This is a genomic window from Rhodococcus sp. MEB032 (genome assembly GCF_030208925.1).
Lineage (GTDB): Bacteria > Actinomycetota > Actinomycetes > Mycobacteriales > Mycobacteriaceae > Rhodococcus_F > Rhodococcus_F qingshengii.
In genome coordinates this window covers 13,869-33,666 of record NZ_JARVSY010000034.1, presented here as the reverse complement: position 1 = coordinate 33,666, position 19,798 = coordinate 13,869, and the positions used below count along the sequence as shown (strand labels likewise).

At 63.5% G+C, this 19,798-nt stretch carries 17 protein-coding genes; 7 read left to right on the top strand and 10 right to left on the bottom strand.

What is annotated here, in order from left to right; genetic code table 11:
• Positions 1-15 precede the first annotated feature (15 nt).
• Positions 16-1,290: an APC family permease gene (locus QRN54_RS27550; protein WP_285183496.1), complete on the bottom strand. Its 1,275-nt coding sequence runs from the start codon at positions 1,288-1,290 to the stop codon at positions 16-18.
• A gap of 14 nt (positions 1,291-1,304) precedes the next feature.
• On the opposite strand from QRN54_RS27550, the gene QRN54_RS27545 reads away from it, so the two are divergent.
• Entirely contained in the window at positions 1,305-2,486 is a 1,182-nt protein-coding gene (locus tag QRN54_RS27545; protein WP_218694754.1) for an aminotransferase class V-fold PLP-dependent enzyme, read from the top strand.
• Between the two features lie 82 nt (positions 2,487-2,568).
• Positions 2,569-4,029 (top strand): FAD-dependent oxidoreductase, encoded by a 1,461-nt coding sequence (locus QRN54_RS27540; protein WP_063316788.1) that lies wholly within the window; start codon positions 2,569-2,571, stop codon positions 4,027-4,029.
• On the opposite strand, the gene QRN54_RS27535 is transcribed toward QRN54_RS27540, so the two are convergent.
• Complete coding sequence (locus QRN54_RS27535) at positions 4,026-5,231, bottom strand: GAF domain-containing protein (RefSeq protein WP_285183494.1); 1,206 nt, start codon at positions 5,229-5,231, stop codon at positions 4,026-4,028. The genes QRN54_RS27540 and QRN54_RS27535 overlap by 4 nt on opposite strands.
• Before the next feature lie 290 nt (positions 5,232-5,521).
• Here QRN54_RS27535 and QRN54_RS27530 point away from each other — a divergent pair, with 290 nt between their 5' ends.
• Both QRN54_RS27530 and pth read left to right on the top strand, forming a co-directional pair.
• Positions 5,522-6,130 carry a 50S ribosomal protein L25/general stress protein Ctc gene (locus QRN54_RS27530; RefSeq protein ID WP_003946242.1) on the top strand — a complete coding sequence of 203 codons (609 nt, stop codon included), beginning with the start codon at positions 5,522-5,524 and terminating at the stop codon, positions 6,128-6,130.
• Between the two features lie 106 nt (positions 6,131-6,236).
• Complete coding sequence (gene pth, locus QRN54_RS27525) at positions 6,237-6,809, top strand: aminoacyl-tRNA hydrolase (RefSeq protein ID WP_003946229.1); 573 nt, start codon at positions 6,237-6,239, stop codon at positions 6,807-6,809.
• Between the two features lie 3 nt (positions 6,810-6,812).
• On the opposite strand, the gene QRN54_RS27520 is transcribed toward pth, so the two are convergent.
• Positions 6,813-8,447, bottom strand: a complete 1,635-nt coding sequence (locus QRN54_RS27520) for a fatty acyl-AMP ligase (RefSeq protein ID WP_003946224.1) — start codon at positions 8,445-8,447, stop codon at positions 6,813-6,815.
• 352 nt (positions 8,448-8,799) lie between these two features.
• Between QRN54_RS27520 and QRN54_RS27515 the strand changes: the two genes are divergently transcribed.
• The 3 genes from QRN54_RS27515 to QRN54_RS33755 all read left to right on the top strand — a co-directional run bounded on the left by QRN54_RS27515 (position 8,800) and on the right by QRN54_RS33755 (position 11,703).
• A complete protein-coding gene (locus QRN54_RS27515) occupies positions 8,800-10,404 on the top strand; it encodes a peptide chain release factor 3 (RefSeq protein ID WP_371747846.1) in 1,605 nt (534 codons plus the stop codon).
• Positions 10,404-11,054 carry a nicotinamide riboside transporter PnuC gene (gene pnuC, locus QRN54_RS27510; protein ID WP_050654516.1) on the top strand — a complete coding sequence of 217 codons (651 nt, stop codon included), beginning with the start codon at positions 10,404-10,406 and terminating at the stop codon, positions 11,052-11,054. The genes QRN54_RS27515 and pnuC overlap by 1 nt, the downstream gene beginning before the upstream one ends.
• 340 nt (positions 11,055-11,394) lie before the next feature.
• Positions 11,395-11,703: a hypothetical protein gene (locus tag QRN54_RS33755; protein WP_306669658.1), complete on the top strand. Its 309-nt coding sequence runs from the start codon at positions 11,395-11,397 to the stop codon at positions 11,701-11,703.
• An 18-nt stretch (positions 11,704-11,721) separates the two neighbouring features.
• Here the strand turns inward: QRN54_RS33755 and QRN54_RS27500 are convergent, their stop codons facing one another.
• The 7 genes from QRN54_RS27500 to QRN54_RS27470 all read right to left on the bottom strand — a co-directional run bounded on the left by QRN54_RS27500 (position 11,722) and on the right by QRN54_RS27470 (position 19,751).
• Complete coding sequence (locus QRN54_RS27500) at positions 11,722-12,396, bottom strand: pyridoxine/pyridoxamine 5'-phosphate oxidase (RefSeq protein ID WP_218747610.1); 675 nt, start codon at positions 12,394-12,396, stop codon at positions 11,722-11,724.
• Between the two features lie 25 nt (positions 12,397-12,421).
• Positions 12,422-12,922 carry a nuclear transport factor 2 family protein gene (locus QRN54_RS27495; RefSeq protein WP_003946235.1) on the bottom strand — a complete coding sequence of 167 codons (501 nt, stop codon included), beginning with the start codon at positions 12,920-12,922 and terminating at the stop codon, positions 12,422-12,424.
• A gap of 97 nt (positions 12,923-13,019) precedes the next feature.
• Positions 13,020-13,661, bottom strand: coding sequence for a TetR/AcrR family transcriptional regulator (locus QRN54_RS27490; RefSeq protein ID WP_235867843.1), 642 nt, complete (start codon positions 13,659-13,661; stop codon positions 13,020-13,022).
• Between the two features lie 5 nt (positions 13,662-13,666).
• Positions 13,667-15,403, bottom strand: a complete 1,737-nt coding sequence (locus QRN54_RS27485; RefSeq protein ID WP_285183493.1) for an ABC transporter ATP-binding protein — start codon at positions 15,401-15,403, stop codon at positions 13,667-13,669.
• Positions 15,400-17,325 carry an ABC transporter ATP-binding protein gene (locus tag QRN54_RS27480; RefSeq protein ID WP_285183492.1) on the bottom strand — a complete coding sequence of 642 codons (1,926 nt, stop codon included), beginning with the start codon at positions 17,323-17,325 and terminating at the stop codon, positions 15,400-15,402. The genes QRN54_RS27485 and QRN54_RS27480 overlap by 4 nt, the downstream gene beginning before the upstream one ends.
• Positions 17,322-18,314, bottom strand: a complete 993-nt coding sequence (locus tag QRN54_RS27475) for an ABC transporter substrate-binding protein (protein ID WP_285183491.1) — start codon at positions 18,312-18,314, stop codon at positions 17,322-17,324. The genes QRN54_RS27480 and QRN54_RS27475 overlap by 4 nt, the downstream gene beginning before the upstream one ends.
• 54 nt (positions 18,315-18,368) lie before the next feature.
• Positions 18,369-19,751, bottom strand: a complete 1,383-nt coding sequence (locus QRN54_RS27470; RefSeq protein WP_285183490.1) for an MFS transporter — start codon at positions 19,749-19,751, stop codon at positions 18,369-18,371.
• Positions 19,752-19,798: the final 47 nt, after the last annotated feature.

Below are 19,798 nucleotides of genomic sequence, written 5' to 3'. Positions count from 1 at the left end.
GCACCCTTTGTGGTGTTACGTGTCGTTGAATTTCTTCAGTCGTATCCACCGGTACCCACAACCGGCCAGAACCACACCTGCGCCGGAAACAACCGCGATCCACGGAAGTGTGACCACCAGAACGACACAACCAGCCGCGCCGACCGCTTGCAGCCACTTCGGATACATCCGGTCCACACCGCGTTGGCTGTACGCACTCACGTTCGCGACGAAGTAGTAGAGCAACACTCCGAACGACGAAAAGCCGATCACCCCACGAAGATCGGTTGTCGAGACCAAGGCGATCACAACGGCACCGACCACAAGTTCCGCATGGTGAGGGACCCCGAACCGTGGATGGACTGCAGCGAGGGCCACTGGCAGATCGCGCTCGCGGGCCATCGCCATTGCCGTACGGCTCACCCCCGCGATCAGAGCCAGCAGCGCCCCCGCCGACGCCGCCGCGGCACCGATCACCACTACGGGAACCGCCCAGTTCCACCCGGCCGTGCCCACTGCATCGGCCAGTGGTCGCGCCGAATTCGCCAGCCGATCAGGTCCCAGCGTCACCAACAGCACCACCGCTACCAGCGCATAGAGGATGACGGCGACGGTGAGTGCGATCAGGATCGCCCGCGGAATCGTTCGACGCGGATCACGCACTTCCTCCCCCAGCGTCGCGATCCTGGCGTACCCGGCGAAGGCAAAGAACATCAGTCCCGCCGATTGCAGAACGCCGTACCACGACCCGAATGCGAGATCCGGGAACTCGCGCACCGCACCAGGACCGACGACGGCAACCACCAGCGCTACACACAGCGCCGTCGTCGACACGGCGACGATCACCCTGGCCATGTGCGCCGTCCGCGTGACTCCGCGGTAGTTGACTGCAACCAGCGCTGCCACCACCAATACCGCGACGGGGACACGCCAGGCCGTAGGCGCAACATACGTCGCGAAAGTCAGAGCCATTGCCGCGCAGCTCGCGGTCTTCCCGATCACGAACGACCAGCCGGCGGCAAACCCCCACCAGGGTCCGAGCTGCTCACGTCCGTAGACGTAGGTCCCACCTGAAGTGGGGTATCTGGCCGCAAGCTGCGCCGACGACGTCGCGTTGCAGAATGCGATGAACGCTGCAATCGCCAGGCCCACAAGCAACCCGGTACCGGCTACTGCGGCAGCGGGCGCGAACACCACGAAGACTCCGGCGCCGATCATCGCGCCGAGGCCGATCACCACGGCATCGGCCGTGCCCAGTCTTCGCTCCATCGGGACAGCTTCGTTCACAGGTAGTTTGAACCACACCGACATGAACGGAAGGTGCCATGTTCGATCTCGACACGATCCGCCGCGACACCCCCGGATGCCTTGACAAGGTGTTCCTCGACAGCGCGGGATCCTCGCTCCCGCCCGAGCCGGTGCCGGCCACGATGATCGAGCACCTGCGACGTGAAGCCGACGTCGGCGGATACGTCGCAGCTGCTCGTCAGAGCGGCGCCCTCGCTGCTGTTCCGCATTCGCTGGCCCGGGTCATCGGCGCTCAGGCAACCGATATCGCGTTGACGGACAGCGCGACCCGCGCGTGGAACGACTTCTTCGCCTCGGTTTCGCTCGGACCTGGTGATCGAATCCTCATCAGCGGAGTCGAATACGCGAGCAACGCCATCGCTGCACTGGGGCGGGCGCGTTCGACCGGTGCCCACGTCGAGATCATCCCGAGCGATCAGTACGGACGCATCGACCTCGACGCACTCGAGAACATGCTCGACGATCGGGTTCGCGTCGTCTCCGTCGTCCACGTCCCCACCAACGGCGGCCTGATCAACCCCGTCCGCGAGGTCGTCGAACTCGCGAGGGCCCACGGCTCGCTCGTTCTGCTCGACGCATGCCAGTCCGTCGGCCAATTGCCCATCGACGTCACCGAACTCGGCGTCGACGCCCTCAGCGCAACCGGCCGCAAGTGGCTCCGCGGGCCACGCGGAACCGGATTCCTGTACGTCCGCCCCGGACTCGTCGACGCACTCGAACCCGCTGCGATGGACCTGCACGGAGCGGAATGGACCAGCGAGAACAGCTTCGTACCCGCACCGGACGCAACACGATTCGAGCTCTGGGAAACGAGTGTCGCTGCGCGCCTGGGTCTCGGCGTCGCCGCCGACTATCTGCTCTCGATCGGCACCGACACGGCGTGGGAGCAGATCGAATCCCGAGCAGTCACGCTGAGGGAAGGTCTGGCAGCGATTTCCGGAGTCGAAGTCCGCGATCGAGGAACCCATCTGAGCGGCATCGTTTCCTTCACCGTCGACGGTATCCCCGAGCACTTGGTGCGGGATCAGCTTGCAGCACAGAACATCACCGTCACCGTCAGCGGTCGCGGGTCCACCCTCCTCGACATGGATGCCCGCGGGCTCGACGCCGTGGTTCGCGCATCGCCGCACTACTTCGTCGACGAAGCCGACCTGGACACATTTCTGGGCGCGGTCAGGGGATTACAAACCTCCCGTTGACCGGGACCATGCCTGATCTGTGGAAGTCGAAACTGCAACTGTGGGGTGATCAGCAGTTTCGCCTTCCGAGAGGACTATTCGCATGGCCGACCCCACCGTCAGACCGATCTCCGCTGCCGACATCACCACCTGGGACTACGAGGCCGACGTCGTCGTCGCGGGATACGGCATCGCCGGCGTCACCGCTGCGATCGAAGCAGCTCGTGCCGGCGCCGAGGTGCTCGTCCTGGAGCGGACGGGCGGTTGGGGCGGAGCCGCGTCACTGGCTGGTGGATTCATCTACCTGGGCGGTGGAACGCCGTTGCAGAAGGCGTGCGGGTTCGAGGACTCGGTCGAGAACATGAAGACGTTCATGAAGGCAGCGCTCGGCCCCGGAACCGACGATACGAAGATCGACGCGTACTGCGAGGGCAGCGTCGATCACTACAACTGGCTCGTCGACGCCGGGGTCCCGTTCAAGGAATCGTTCTGGGGTCAGCCCGGCTGGGAACCGCCGTACGACGACGGCCTGATGTACTCGGGAGGCGAGAACGCCGCGCCGTTCAACACCCTCGTCGATCCCGCGCCCCGCGGACACGTTCCGCAGATGTCCGAGAAGAACACCGGCGAGAAGGGCGGCGGCTACATGCTGATGAAGCCACTCGTCGAGACGGCCGAAAAGCTCGGTGTCCGAGCAGAATACGATCTGCGCGTCCAAACTCTGGTGGTAGACGGCGATCGGGTTGTCGGCGTCGTCGCCAAGCGTTACGGCAAGGATGTCGCGATTCGTGCCCGCAAAGGCGTAGTGCTGGCGATGGGCAGCTTCGCGTACAACAACGAGATGGTGCGCTCGAACGCACCGCGCATCTTCGGCCACCCGGCGGCCTCCATCGAGGCGCACGACGGCCGCGCAATCCAGATCGGTCAGGCACTCGGCGCCGACACCGCACACATGGACGCCACCGAGGTCGCGTTCTTCTGCGACCCGCAGTTGATGGTGCGCGGCATTCTTGTCAACGGCCGCGGTCAGCGATACATCCCCGAGGACACCTACCCCGGCCGCATCGGCCAGGCAACACTGTTCCAGCAGGACAACCAGGCATTCCTCGTGATCGACGAAGCTGCGTACGAGGAAGGCATGAATGCCGAATCGTCCAGTGCACAGTTGCGGGCGCAGCCGAGCTGGGTGGCGGAGACCGTCGAGGAACTCGAAGGCGAGATGGGATTGCCCGCCGGATCGCTGCAATCCACCGTCGACCTCTACAACCGGCACGCGGCTGAAGGTTCGGATCCGGTGCTCGGCAAGAAGTCCGAGTGGGTGAAGCCGATCGTCGGCCCGTTCGCGGCAATCGATCTCCGTGGCCGCACAGGCGGATTCACGCTGGGAGGATTGAAGACCACCGTCGATTCCGAGGTTCTGCACGTCTCGGGTGCGCCGATCCCCGGACTTTTCGCAGCGGGTCGCTGCACGTCCGGTGTCTGTGCGGGCGGTTACGCCAGCGGGACAAGTCTCGGCGACGGCAGCTTCTTCGGACGTCGTGCCGGAATCAGCGCGGCGCGCTAGATCACCACAACTCGCACACCGTCGGCAAAGCGGTACGGCTGAGTCTGCAGGACCGCGCCGAGGTGTTTCCTCAGTCTGGACACCTCGGCGCGCACTGCCACGACATGCTCGCGATCACCGAAGAGCACTTCGCTCAGGCCTGCGGCATCCACACCTGCCGAACCGACGGCTGCCAGTGCCCGCAAGATCTGAGCGTGACGCGGCGAAAGCGCGCGCGTCCAGTTGGCGTCACCACGCACCGTCACCTGCGGCGATGCGCCGAGGGCCAGCTCCAGCTCGATCAACGGCCCGCCGACGCCGGTGCGCAACAGCCAGCCGTCTCCGAGCGGCTCAGGCAGACACATCCCCAGACCTGGCACGATGACGGGCTTTCCCGCACTGGGTGCTGCCACGCGGTCAGGCGCGGCAATCCCGCTGGCGCCGGCTACCCAGCCGTACTCGTCGACCACCAATGCCGGACCTGTTCCTGCCGCGAACAACGGCGCCGCGCGCGAGCGCAGGCGCTCGAGCGAAGCTGCGTGCTCGCGCCACAGCGTCGCCTCCGCGAGGCGAACCGCGGTGCGCACCAGCGCGACGGTGGTGGGATGCACCGAAGCTGCGGATCCACTGATGTCCACCACGCCCAGTATCTCGCCCGTCCGTGGGTCGTGCACGGGCGAGCCGGTACACGACCAGTTGTGATGCGTGGGCGCATAGTGCTCGGCCGAGAAGAGTTGCACCGCAGAGTCTTCGATCAGCGCGGTACCTATCGCGTTGGTCCCCACCGACTGCTCCGACCAGCGTGCGCCTTCCGCGAACCCGAGAGCGTCCGCCGCACGTTTGACGGTCTTCGCCCCTTCGCGCCAGAGCAGGACACCGTCGGCGTCGGCAACGACCACGATGAAGCCCGCGTCCTCGGCGACCTCGGTGAGCGTGGTTCGCAGTTCGGGCAGAACGCTTCGCAGCGCGGTACGCGAACGCCTCGCCTCCAACTCGGAGAAATCGGCGACAGTAGACGCACCGCAGTGATCCGGCGTGAGCCCGCCGGCGGCCACCCTCGACCACGACCGCGCCACGACGGTCCGCGGCTGCGCCGGTGGTTCCTGGCCGGAGAGAACTGCGTCGTGCACCCGACTGAGTAGGCGAGCATGCTGCGACAGGTCGGTACCCGGCACGACGGCACCGAGCCGACTGCCTTCGGGAGCGTTCCCCACGGTGGTCACTCCGTCAGGCTACCGCTTTCGATGTGACGCGAACCACGTCCACACGGCCAGGTGCCCACCACCTGCGATTAGCGGCCGGGAGCAAACTCCGGTAACGTATCCAAAGTTGTCTCGGCGAGGGTGAATCGCAGCAGTTCCACACGTTGCAGGTTTACCGTGATCGACGCGGCTACGGCTCAGCTCGAGCGTTTCGCTCCTGGCCGTGTGCGCGCCTGTCCGCCTTGCCGCAGGCAAAACCACACGTCAGTAAACCGAGCACGAACCCCGTGAGTTGTAGGAGCCGTTTCATCATGTCTGAAGAAAACAACCTCGTCGCCGTCGTCCGCACCGAATTCGGCAAGGGCGCAGCTCGCCGCGCACGTCGTGACGGCCAGGTCCCCACGGTTCTGTACGGCCACGGTGAAGATCCCCGCCACCTCAATGTGCCGGCTCGCGACTTCGCCGCCATCCTCCGTGCACACGGCACCAACGCCATCCTCACCCTCGACATCGAGGGCACGGAGCAGGTTGCACTGACCAAGTCGGTCGTCGTGCACCCCATCCGCAACTACATCGAGCACGCCGACCTCCTCGTCATCAAGAAGGGCGAGAAGGTCACGATCGACGTGAACGTCATCGTCGTCGGCGATGCTGCTGCAGGCACGATGGTCGCGCAGGACGCATCCACGATCTCCATCGAGGCCGACGCGCTTCACATCCCCGAGCAGATCGAGGTTTCGGTCGAGGGTCTCGAGATCGGCACCCAGATCCTGGCCAGCCAGCTCGAACTGCCCAAGGGCTCGACCCTGCAGGCTGACGCCGACACCCTGATCGTCAACGTCGTTGCTGCACCCACCGAGGCAGACCTCGAAGAGGGCGCAGAAGCTCCCGCCGCCGACGAGGCTGCAGAAGAGGCCTGATCCTCTCGGTTCCAACAGAACTCACTGCGCGCGGCGCGTCATTCCGATTCGGAGTGACGCGCCGTTCGTGCGTAGCAGGAAAAATCAAGCCAGAAAGTAGCGTCCGTTGAGCACAGATACCGCCCTCGTCATCGGCCTGGGTAATCCCGGCCCCCAGTACGAGAAGACCCGGCACAACGTCGGCTTCATGGTCGCCGGCACCCTTGCCGGGCGCATGGGCGGAAAGTTCAACGTACACAAGAAGAGTGGCGCCGAAATCGTCGAAGGTCGCCTCGCCGGCCGGCGTGTGATTCTCGGAAAACCACGCTCGTACATGAATCTCTCGGGTGGCGCTGTCGCCGGTCTCGCACGGTTCTTCTCGGTCGACGCCGCGAACATCATCGTCGTCCACGACGAACTGGATCTCGATTTCGGGACGATCAGACTCAAACTCGGCGGCGGCGAAGGCGGCCACAACGGCCTGCGGTCCATTTCGAGTTCGTTGACCACCAAGGACTACCTGCGCACGCGCGTCGGGATCGGTCGTCCGCCGGGCCGCATGGACCCGGCGGACTACGTTCTCAAGCCGTTCTCGTCCACGGAGCGAAAAGAACTCGATCTCGTATGCGAAGAGGCTGCGGATGCAGTGGAGCTACTGCTCGAACTCGGGTTGGAAGCCGCACAGAACCGCCTGCACTGACGGTCAGTTACCCAGCAGTGCAGCCGAATTGGCGCGGCGGAGCTTCCCCGACGACGTCTTCGGGATACTGCCGGGACCCAGGACCGCAACGGCGCGAGGTCGGACACCGACGTCGGCAACCACGGCGTGGACCACTTCGCGTTCGATACGCTTGACCTCTTCCGGATCTTCGAACGCGTTGGTCTCGACGGCGACTGCAAAGCTCTCACGCTTCTGGCCGGCGTCGAGACGAATCGCGACGGCATTTCCGGGACGCACACCGGCAACGGTTCCGGCCGCCCGTTCGATGTCTGTGGGGTACACGTTCCGGCCGCCCATGATGATGACGTCCTTGACACGCCCGCACACCACGACCAGTCCTTCCTCGGTGAAGTACCCGACGTCACCGGTGTCGAGCCAACCGTCGTCGTCCTGGGCCGGCTTGTGTCCGTCGACCGTGACGTACCCGGGAGTGACTGCCTTGCCGCGAACCTCGATGATTCCGACACCGCGGGCCGGAAGCACCTGACCGTCACGGTCGACGATGCGTCCCTCGAGGTCAGGCACCATCTTGCCGAGTGTGGCGAGGGCACGAGCGTTGGGGCGATTGGACGGCACCGCTCGAGACATCGATTCGAGAAAGTCTGGATCGACGTAGTCGAGGACCTGACCTTGATCGGGATCCGGAATCGACACGGCGAGCGTGGTTTCCGCCATTCCGTACACGGGCGCCAGCGCAGTCGGGTTCAAACCGAAACGCGCACCTGCCTCGGCGAGTGCATCCATCGTGTCGGGATCCACCGGCTCGGCGCCGTTCCACATGTATCGGACGCTGGACAGGTCGACTGCCCCGTCTTCCGCCTGTGCGAGTCGACGAGCCAAGAGCGAGTACGCGAAGTTCGGTGCGGCGGTGACGGTTCCGCCGTACTTGCCCATCAGTTCGGCCCACAGCACCGGGGTGCGCAGGAAATCCATCGGCGTGATGCTGATGACCTCTGCGCCCACCTGCATCGGAACCGTGAGAAAACCCACCATGCCCATGTCGTGGAAGAGCGGAAGCCAGCTCACCATCACGTCGTCTTCGATGGAGAACTTGATGCGGTTGATCATGGCGTAGGCATTTGTGTAGAAGTTCTCGTGCGTGATCTGCACAGCCTTGGGCGAACCGGTGGAACCGGACGTCAACTGCTGGAGTGCGATATCCGATTCGGCCGTCTCCACGGGATCGATCGACGTTCCGCTGCGAAGCTCGTCCACCGTCACGACGGTGATGCCACGCTCTTCGAGGAGCGGCTTGGCCGCGTCGAAGGGCGCACCCAGAATGACGGCTTTCGCGGAGATCATGTCGATCACAGTCTCGGTGTCCTGAGCCCAGACGCCCAGATCCGTTCGGGGGGTCGGCTGATGCAGCATCGTCACCGACGCACCGCGCATCCACGTCGCCTGGCAGGCAGGTGCGATGTCGACGGGCTGTCCGGCGAGAATGCCGATCGCGACGCCGCGATCGATACCGACCTCGGCCAGGCCGCCGGCCATGCGCCGAGCCTCCTGGTGGATGTCGCCCCAGGTCTGACGGAAAGCGTTGTCCGGCTCTCCCGTCACCAGGCCGCGGTCGGTGACTGCGGCGGTCGCATACATCTCTTCGGTGAACTTGCTCAACGCAACTCCTCGGTCAGTGTCACTCTTCGATCAGTGCAACTCTTCGCAGGACACAAATGGCTGTGTGTTCGAACACACACATACATGGATAATCAGCGATCGTTCGCCGAGTGTTACGCCGCAGTGGCTATTGCATCGTGGTCTGCGAGTATCCTTTCTCTGTTGTGCTGCCGCACTCTCCACCTGTCCGCGCACCGGCACGTCGCCGGCACCGACGCCCACTTCGAGAGGTTCTTCGTTGACTACCCCGTCCGACTCGACCGTCCCTTCCGACTCGACTGTCCAGTCCGACACCGAAGGCCCCGATTCAACCGAGAGCGGGTCGGTCGCGGTCACGACGACGACCAAGGGCCTGTCCGCCGAGGCAGAGCGTCGCCGCACCTTCGCCGTCATCTCGCATCCCGACGCCGGAAAGTCGACGCTGACCGAAGCGCTGGCACTGCACGCGAAGAAGATCTCGGAGGCAGGAGCCGTCCACGGCAAGGCAGGCCGCAAGTCGACGGTCTCGGACTGGATGGAGATGGAGAAGGCCCGCGGCATTTCCGTCAGTTCCACCGCACTGCAGTTCAACTACCACTCGTCCGAGACCCCGGACGAGCAGATCAACGTCATCAACCTCGTCGACACCCCCGGTCACTCCGACTTCTCCGAGGACACGTACCGCGTCCTGACCGCCGTCGACGCGGCGGTCATGCTCATCGACGCTGCCAAGGGCCTCGAACCGCAGACGCTCAAGCTGTTTCAGGTGTGTCGTCACCGCGGCATTCCGGTCATCACCGTCATCAACAAGTGGGACCGTCCCGGTCAGACTCCTCTCGAACTGCTCGACGAGATCAGCGAACGGATCGGCCTCACGCCCACCCCCCTGTACTGGCCGGTCGGCATCGCCGGCGACTTCCGCGGACTGCTGCGGCGCGGTGAAGACGGTCAGGCTCGCGAATACGTCCGCTTCACCCGCACCGCAGGCGGCGCGAAGATCGCCCCCGAAGAGGTCATGGACGCCGACGCGGCGCTCGCCAAGGAAGGCTCCGAGTGGGAGACCGCGGCCGAGGAGAGTGAACTGCTCTCCGCTACCGGCCAGGACCACGATCAGGAGATGTTCCTCGCCGGTCAGACTTCCCCGGTGATCTTCGCGTCCGCGATGCTCAACTTCGGCGTCCGCCAGATCCTCGACACCCTCGTCGAATTGGCGCCGCCGCCGCGTGGGCGCGAAGACCTCAGCGGCAAGCCGCGCGAGGTCACCGATCCGTTCAGTGCGGTCGTCTTCAAGGTCCAGGCCGGTATGGACACCGCGCACCGCGACCGTCTGGCGTTCATGCGCATCGTCTCCGGCGTGTTCGAGCGCGGCATGGTTGTCACACACGCCCAAACCGGCAAGCCCTTCACGACCAAGTACGCCCAGACGGTATTCGGACGTGAACGTTCCACCGTCGAATCCGCGTTCCCCGGCGACGTCGTCGGCCTCGTCAACGCCACCGCACTCGCACCCGGCCACACGCTGTACACCGAGAAGAAGGTGGAGTTCCCGCCGATCCCGTCGTTCGCGCCGGAACACTTCTCGATCCTGCGCGCCGAAAGCGCCGGCAAGTACAAGCAGTTCCGCCGTGCTGTCGACCAACTCGATTCCGAGGGCGTCGTCCAGATTCTCCGCAACGACATCCGCGGCGACGCCTCCCCCGTCATGGCGGCCGTCGGCCCGATGCAGTTCGAGGTCGTCGCAGCACGCATGAAGGCCGAGTTCAACGTCGAGGCCAAGATGGAACCGCTCGGCTACGCATTGGCTCGCCGTACCGACGCCGCGTCCGAGGTCGAACTGAACCGTCAACGAGGTGTGGAGGTCTTCACCCGTTCCGACGGTGTTCTGCTCGCCCTGGTCAGTGACAAGTGGCGCCTGCAGTACATCCAGAAGGAACTCCCGGATCTGACGCTCGAACCCCTCGTCGCTGCTGCGGACTGATGAGCCTGATCGAGGCGCTGTTCGACGCCGAACTGCACATCGGCAGCGCCACGATTCTCTGGCGAGAGATCATCGGAAACGCGTTCGGAATCGGCTCCGCGATCGCGGGCGCGCGACGCTCGGTATGGGCGTGGCCCGTCGGTATAGCCGGAAATGCCTTGTTGTTCACGGTGTTCATGGGCGCACTTTTCCACACGCCGCAAGAGCTCAATCTCTACGGCCAGGCCGGCCGTCAGTTGTTGTTCATCACCGTCAGCGTCTACGGGTGGACTCAGTGGCGACGCGGGGCACGCGACTCCGGTCGCGCAGTCCTGCCCCATTGGGCGACAACTCGCGAGCGCGTCGCCATGATCGCCGTCATGACCAGCGGCACAATCGCTTTCGCCTGGATCTTCGACCTCCTCGGCTCGTACGGAGCGTGGGCGGAGGCCTGGATCTTCACCGGCTCCATCCTCGCGACATACGGCATGGCGCGCGGCTGGACCGAATTCTGGCTCATCTGGATCGGCGTCGACGCCGTTGGTGTTCCCCTTCTTTTCCGAGCCGGCTATTACCCTTCGGCGATCCTCTATCTGGTCTATGCATTCTTCGTCCTGTGGGGCTTCGCAATGTGGCTGCGCATTCAACGCCGAACTCCACAAGGGGTGTGACCGTAAACCAACTCCTGGTATGTTTGCGTCGATTAAGCAAACCGGCGGTCTGTTTACGGGCATCAGGAGCGAAACAATGGAAGACAAGAATTCTCACGGAATAGCGGGCCCCAACGGTTCCGGCAACGGATCGAGAGCCAATAGTTCCGCAAGTAATGGTTCTGCAAGCAATGGTTCTGCAAGCAATGGTTCTGGGAGCAACCTTTCCACGGGTAACGGTTCCAGCAGTGCCACCGCCACAGCGGATTTTCTGTCGACCGCACCCAAGCAATCCGATGCATTCACGTTTCCGCTTCCTGCCCGAACCACGGCCGCACACAGCAGCGGAGAGGACCTTTCAGTGCCAGCTTCAACACGCGAATCATCGAGGACGCTCGAAACTCGGAGTCGTACCGTCGTACGTCGCGACGCGATGGGCGTAGCCGCCGTTCGAGTGGCCGGTCGACTCACCCACACCGAACTCATCGCAAATCAGGCCTCACCCTCGAGCGCACATTCCTCCGATCCCACGACGGATCTGGACGAGTTGCTCACGATGCTCGGCAGCTACCTGTTGTCCTCGGGGTTCGAACATCCCGAAATCCACGCCAAGCTGGGCGGACAGTCGATCGTCGTCAACCTCGTATCGCCGGAGATCAGCGCGAGCTGATCTGGGCCCAGCTGCCCCTTAGGGCCACAGCACTGCTCGTGTCCATGCTCGGTCCGAGCCGCGCCGGTACAACCACCGCTGATGTCGACGCCCGGAGTCTGCCTGCCAGAACTCGACAGACTCCGGCTCGAGGCACCACGCACGCCAGTCCTTCGACACGAACCCTGGGTCGTCGCTGATTCTTGCTTCCGCAGCGGCCACCGACATGTCGTACGCCCCTAAGTCTTCGAGCACCTCGCTCTGCTCACTTGCCGTCGCCACCGCTCTCGCCGTGACGGAGCGTTCGACGAAGTCTCGGCGTCGAAGTGCGTCGTCGCCCTCGCGAACCGTTCCGCGAATCCGGACCTGTTGGCCTGTTTCGCGCCAGTAGAAGGCGAGCGATGCTCGCGGATTTTCTTTCAACTCAACACCTTTCGGCGAAGCAGCTGAACCAGAGAACCAGAACCCACCCTCGGTCACGTCCTTGAGGATGAGGAAACGAGAATCAGGCATACCGTCGCCGTCCACGGTCGAGAGCGCACACACGTGTGGCTCGACGACGCCGAAGGCCACGGCCGCACGGAGCCAGTCGAGGAACAACTCCCCCGGCTTTTCCGGAAAACACTCGGGCGCGGGCGGCGGAGTTCCGGTCAGCGCGGGGATACCGCGAATCCACGTCCGTACGTCAGGCAGCGAAAAATCTGCATCAACCATGAGCCGACTCTAATCGCGGGCGACCTCAGGAGACGTTGCGAACGACCGAGTCGCCGAACGACGGTTGCTGCAGCAGCGCCCACTTGTTGGACGTCAATCGGAAACTCGGCATGTCGGCGAGCGCCACCACCGATTCCCAGGTCCGCTCGTAGCTCGTGTGGGAGATTCGCCATTCACCGTCGCTGCAGCGGGTGTATCTGTCGTGATAGAAGGCCGATCCGCGAAGCAGCATGCCGTCTTCGGGGATGACCACTGTGTCCGCGAGGCACCAGATCCCGGTTGCGGTGTCTCCGTCGACGTCGATCTCGGGTTGCCCGCACTGATGTTCGGTGATGATGTGTGATCCGAGAGTGTTCTCGAGGAAGGAGACGAACGAATCTCGGGAATCGAAACTGAGTTGTTCTCCGTAGATCGCGGTGGCGTCGACGGTCAGAGTGTCGGCGAATTCGACCCACGATTTGGTGTCCAAGGCGCGTGCGTATCGGTACTTGAGTCTTTGGATGAGAACAATCGCTTCGAGATCCATGATCCCCGCCTCCCGGTGCAGCAACCACCCGTCCTATGTGTGCACATTAGCCTGTATCACGCCGAAACGGGCATTACTCTCAAAGCTAGTAGAAATGTCAGCCGATAACACGCTTTTCCAGGCCGTCGAGCATGATCGTGATCTTCTCGTCCAACCAACCTCGCCCGTGCCACGTCGATTCGTCGCCGATTCCCTCGATCAACGACTCCGATGCATTCCAACTTTCCTGATACGCCTGTCGCGCGGAACGTGAATCGGCGGAGCTGACGGTCTTGTCCATCGCCGCCATCATTGCGAACTGCGTCATGGTCACCTCGGAGATGAAGTCCACCGCCAATATCGCATCGTGGGGTGTGAAGCCTTGCGCAGTCAACGAACCGACCAGTTTCTCCACGATCTCGATTATCGCCGGCGGCGTGCCCGGAACTGCGAGACCGACCTGGGCCAGACCTGGATAGCGCTCGAACGAGGACCACAGAACGTCGCAGAAATCCTTCAGGAATTCGCGCCACGGACGATTCGTATCGGGCCATACAGTCTGACGCACAACATGATCCGAGCAGGCACGCAGCAGCGCTTCGCGGTCTGCGAAGTAGCGATAAAGTGCAGAATGACTGACGCCCAGCCGCTTTGCCACGCTCGGCATGGTCAGTTCACTCAGATCACCGGCCAGGGCGGCCTCGACGATGTCCGTTGTCGACAACGTCGGCGGCCGCCCCGTCTTCTTTCCGGTCTGCATTCTGCTCAGCTTGCCACCAACCGCCATCCCGACGCACGGTGGCGCTGGTTCCAGAACGCGGCGTAGTTCCCACCGGCTGCGAGCAGAACTTCGTGGGTTCCCACTTCGACGATCGATCCGTCGTCACCGAGCACGATGATCTGATCTGCGGCCACGACGGTCGACAGTTTGTGAGCGATCACGAGCAGTGTGCTTTCCCTGGCGAGTTCTTGCATCGCACGCTGCACGTGTGCCTCGTTCTCGGGATCGAGCGCGGCCGTCGCCTCGTCGAGCAGAACGACAGGTGCGCGTTTGAGGAGTGCGCGCGCAATGGAGACCCGCTGCCGCTCTCCACCGGACAGTGCCGTCCCGCCCTCACCGACACGGGTGTCCCAACCCCGCGGAAGCCGCTCGACGATTTCCGCGACGCCCGCGATCCGAGCCACGTCGAAGACTTCTTCGTCCGTGGCTTCGGGGCGGCCGAGGCGGATGTTCGCGATCAACGTGTCGTCGAAGAGGTACACGTCCTGGAAGACCAGAGACAGCTGCGACATCAGGTCGGCACTCGTGAGGTCCCGCACGTCGACGCCGCCGACACGCACCACACCGGAGTCGACGTCGTAGAAGCGCGAGATCAACCGGGTGACGGTGGTTTTGCCGGACCCTGACGGACCGACCAACGCCGTCAACGACTTCCGTGGCACGTCGAAGGAGATGTTTCGCAGAACCTGCCCACCGTCCGCGTATCCGAAGTCGACGGCGTCGAACTGCACTGCCGTCTCCCCCGTCGCCGTCCCGCTGGTATCGGGTTCAACCATTGGTTCAACTTCGAGGATCTCGGACATTCGCCGGATTTCATTGCGTGCCATTCTGATTGCACCGCCGAACTCGCCGATCTCACCCAGCGGCTGGATGAACCGTGCGGTCAGCCCGAGTAGCGCGATCAACGTGACCGGATCGATGTCGCCGCCGAGCGCGAGGAACGCACCCAAGATGATCACGGCAGAGAACACGAATTGCAGGGCGATCCCGTTGACCACGGACCCGATCACCACGAACCACAGTTGTGAGCGACCCGCAGTGTGTTGCGCTTCGATCGCGTCGTCGAGCGGTTCGTACACCCCGTGGGTGCGTCCGAAAGCACGCAGGACCGGTTGGCAACGCGCGTATTCGAGCACTCGATTGTTCGATTCGACGGCCGCTGCATGAGCCCGATCGTCGGCCTTGGCAGTCATCGTCGAGGCAAATCGTGCTGCCGCGAAGAGAATCGGAACGCTGATTACCAGCGCGAGCCCGAGCCGCCAGTCGAAGAACAACATGCACACGACAATGGTTGCCGGGCTGGCAATTCCGGAGATGATCGGTGTCATCAGGTGCGCAGCGGCCCCCATCACCGAGATGGTGCCCTTGCTGGCAACCTGCGACACCTGCCCGAGTCGGCCGGCGCCGAACCAGCCGAGCGGCAGAGTGACGAGATGATCTCCCAGGCGCAGATGCATCGTCCGCAGCAGAGTGAGGGCCGACTCGAAACCCTTCATCGCCTGCAGGTAGTGCGCAATCGAACTGATCACAGCGCATACGGCCATGGCGGCGAGCCACCGAACGAAACTGCCCCAGTTCTGATCGAACAGTGCCTGCACCGCCGGGACCAGAAGCGCCACTGCCAAACCCTGCATCACGCCGTACAACACTGCCCACACCAGGAACTCGCGATATCGGCCCTGATTCTGCGGGCCGAGTAGCCGGAAGAGGTCGCGAATCATGAGTTGGCCTTTCCTGCTGCGTCAGACTTACCTGCGGTGTTGCGTTCAATCGAGTCGGCCCGACTGTGCTCAATCGAGTCGGCCCGACTGTGTTCAATCGAGTCGGCCCGACTGTGACTCGCCCACATCCGCGCATAGGTTGAACCACTCGCCACGAGCTGATCGTGCGTGCCCTTCTCCACGATCCGTCCGGCGTCGAGGACCACGATCTGATCGGCACTCACAATCGAAGCCAACCGGTGCGCGATCACCAGCACGGTGCGGCCGACCGTCAAGCGCGACAGCGCTTCTTGGATATCGGCTTCGGACTCCGGGTCGGCGAACGCGGTTGCCTCGTCGAGCACGAGAACAGGAGTGTCCGCGAGAATCGCACGCGCGATGGAGACTCTTTGGGCTTCACCACCCGAGAATCTGGCGTCGACCCCGACCACCGAGTCGTACCCCCTCGGGAGCGCTTCGATTCGGGTGTCGATCTGCGCGGCTGCGGCAGCGGCCTTCACCTCGGCCGAAGTCGCCTGCGGTCGGGCAAGCCGAATGTTGTCGAGCACGGTCGCTTCGACCAGCTGCACGTCCTGCAGAACAAATCCGACGTGGCGGTACAGCTCGTCGGTAGCGACTTCCCTGACGTCGACACCACCGATGGCCACGGATCCGGCACACACGTCGTGGAACCTCGGAACCAGCGTTGCCAGCGTCGACTTACCCGAACCCGAAGGTCCAACCAGCGCCGTCACCGTACCCTCCGGCAGCGTCAGATCAATGTCGGTCAGAACGTCGGCGCCGTCGTCGTATGCAAAGGAAACTCCGGAGAATCGAACTTCGTTCCCCACAGGCTTTTTCGGATGATCGGTTTCCGGCAGAGCGTCGGTTGCGAACAGCGCGATCAGTCGCGCCGCAGCGGCGGCTGCCTCACGGCGTGCCTGCATACCGAAACCGATGGTCGTCACCGACACCGGAATCACCATCGCGACAAGAGAACTGGTCAGCACATCGATGGGTGACACCCATCCGGAGTGAACGAACCACGAGCCGAGGCCAAGGTTGACCACCAGCACAACCGGTGCGCTCAACGCAATCGAGGCCAGCGCCTCGGTCCGGAGCATCGGGCGAACCCAGCCCTCGTACGAGACGGCAAACGCCTTGGCAGCGTCGCGGTATCGAGAATGTGACTGCTTGTCCTGACCGAAGGTCTTGACCACTGCGATGCCGGTGACGAACTCGACGATGGTGTTGCTGATGGCCGCGATGCCCTCATTCATCCGGCTCAACTTGACGGCCATGTCCTTGGTCATGATCGCGTAGGCGATCATGTAGATCGGGAGGGTGGCAATCGCGACCAGTCCCAGACGCCAGTCGATCGAGATCACGTAGCCGAGCCCGACGAGCGGCACCGCAATGGCGCCGGTGGTCTCGACGGCGCTGTGCGCAACCAGGTAGTGGAGATCGGAGATGTCGTTCTGCGCGGCTTTTCGCACGGTTCCGGACGAGTGGGAGGTGAACCAGCCCAGTGGAAGTCGACCGAGTGTCGCTGCGATTCGACGCCGAAGCACAGCTTGAAGATTGACATCGGCGAAGTGCGTCACGATCAATGCACCGCCTCCGAAGAACGCACGCATACCCAGACCGAAGACGACCACCCACACGATCGTCCAGACGCGAGACGAGTCGATGTCGCCGCCCACGATCAGCGTCTTACCCAACTCGGCGATGGCCACGTACGGCACGATGGCCGCGACCGCGGCGATCACCTGCATCACCATCGCGATGGTGGTCCGTGTACGAACTGGCGCAAGGAGTTCGCGAAGCGCGCTCTTGTGCGCCGCCGCTTCAGCTTTGGCTTGCGAGGCTTCGGCCGTCGCTCCTTGTGATGCGTCGGCCTCTTCAGATGAAATGTCTGCTTTCGTAGCCTGTGTCGTCGTCATTTCGAGAACGCCTTCCATCGGGTAACTGCGTCGGCGTCGGATGCGATGCGGCCTTGGAGTTCCGCGCCGGTGAGAGTGCGATCGGCAAGAGCCTCGAGGTCTTCGAGGATCCAGTAGACCGCGAAAGGATAACTGCCGAACCAAAGTTCACCGCTCACGTCCGCCGTGCGTCCGGCCTTTACTGCGGAGATCTCGTTGAACAGTGGATTTGCGTGAACTAGAGCGCCGTCGTAGATGTTGCCCGAGGTCACGACCATCGCGTCCGCCGCGTGCTGTCCGACCTCCTCGCCGGACACCGAAGACGTGGCAACACCTGTGTTGGGGCCGATCTTCGCGTCGAGTTCGGCTTGCGGGCGCCCGAAACCGGCTTCCTCGATGATCGAGGACATCGGCGACTGTGGGATGACGGTGTACATGCCGCCGGAGAATCCCACCAGCACTGACAGTGTCTGCGGTTGCGCCTCGACCGTTCCGGATACTTCGGCAAATTTGGCCTCGAGCCTCGACACGATTTCGCGAGCTTCGGACTCTCGACCCAGTGCAGTCGCCGCGGTATTCAGAACTTCGCGCCACGGCGCCGCATAGGCGAGCACCGTCGTCGGGGCAATCTCGTTGGCCTGCACGGTGATCGACGTCAACGAGCCGACATCACTGAGCAGGATTCGGTCAGGATGAACGGCCGCGATCTGCTCCACATCTGGTGATTGGAAGAACGTCGGTTTGTCGACGACCTCGATCCCCTCACTCTGCAATATCTCCTTCGCCGCCTGCGACTGCAGCGTGGCGAAGACCGTATCGGGCTTGACCCCGAGCGTGAGTGCGTTGAGCGCTGCGAACTCGTCCAGTGCGAGCAGTTTCTGAGGTGCAGGTACGGCCGACGACTCGCCTGTTTCCGATGCGTCTGCGTCATCGCCGCCCACGGAGCAACCGACAAGCGCCGTTGCTGTCGCTGCGAGTGCCGTTGCTCGCAGGCCCCACTGCTGCCGCATCTTCTCTCCCCGCTTTAGTTACACGCTGTCTTGATTAGGGGAGCCTACAATAAGTCACGCCTTTTGTGCAGTCCTCGTCGCTGGAAGTGCAATCGCCGGCAGACACGCGACAACACTGATGACGGCACCCATCACGAACGCCAGCGCGAACGAGTCGTCGGAAATGCCGATCGCCAGGACCGCTGTGGTCACCGGGGCGCCCACCGCCGAACCGACGGTTCTGATCACACTGTTGACTCCACTGGCTGCTGCCATTTCCGATGGCGGGACGATCGAGGCAACCAACAGAGCACAGACCGCGAACCCCACGCCGTTCCCCAATCCGACGAGGGAAAAGAACGCCACGATCGCAACCACCGAACTCGGCCAGATCGCGAGTCCGACTGCGCCCGCCGCCATGAGGGCCAGCGCTATGACAGCGGGCACCCGCGGCCCGAATCGCCGCGCGAGAGCCGGCGTCAAGCGGCCACCGAGGAAGACGAGGACAGCGGCGGGCAAGAGCGCCAAGCCGGTCTGCACAACGGTGAATCCGCTTCCGTACGTGGACGTTTCCGGCGCCTGGAGGATCCGCGGCAGACAGAGGTAGAAAATGTACGGCACGAACCCGAACACCAGGGTGAGTGCGCTGGTGATCATCATCGGCTTGTCCCGAAAAACTCGCATGTCGACGATCGGCGCGTCGTGGCGGGAATCGACGGCAATCAGTGTCGCGAACGAAACGAACGCGACTACCACCAGACCCCAGAATCCGAGCGACAAAACTCCCCAGTCGGAGGCTTTCGTGATCGCCAAGAGCAGGCTCACCAATCCGAACGCCAGAGCTCCGGCACCGGCCCAGTCCGTCGGCATACCCGGGCGGCGATGCGAACCCGGAACCACGGCCACCACTGCGACCAATGCGAGCACGATCAAGATCCCGGTGATCACGAACAACCACTGCCAACTGAGATACTCGAGGATGACACCGCCGATCACCAGCGCACTTCCGGCGCCGATTCCCAAAGTCCCAGCGAGCCAACCTATCCCTGAAGACAACTCGGGACCTACTACCGTTCTCCGCAGTACTGCCATCGCAAGCGGGAAGCTCGCCATACTCACTCCCTGGACAGCTCGAACGACAAGCAGCACCCCGATATTCGGGGCGGCTGCCGCGGCAAATGTCGCGAGAGCGAAGATGATCAGGACGATCACCAGGACTCGCTTGTCGCCGAATCGGTCACCCATCGCGCCGACTATCGGAGCCATCACCGCGGCCGCCAACAGGTACGCCGTCAGGATCCAGCCGGTCACCGCCACGGACGTGTCGAAATGCTCACCCAACACCGGCAACGCCGGTACCAGCATGGTCTGCATGAGCGAGTAGACGAGTACCGCCCCCGCAAGCGCGGCGATCACCCGGCTCCCGGATCGCGTGGGCGCCTCCGCCAAGGTTGTCATCGACACCTTCCTCCAATCATGAATCGAATCGGAACGGAACACTCCGT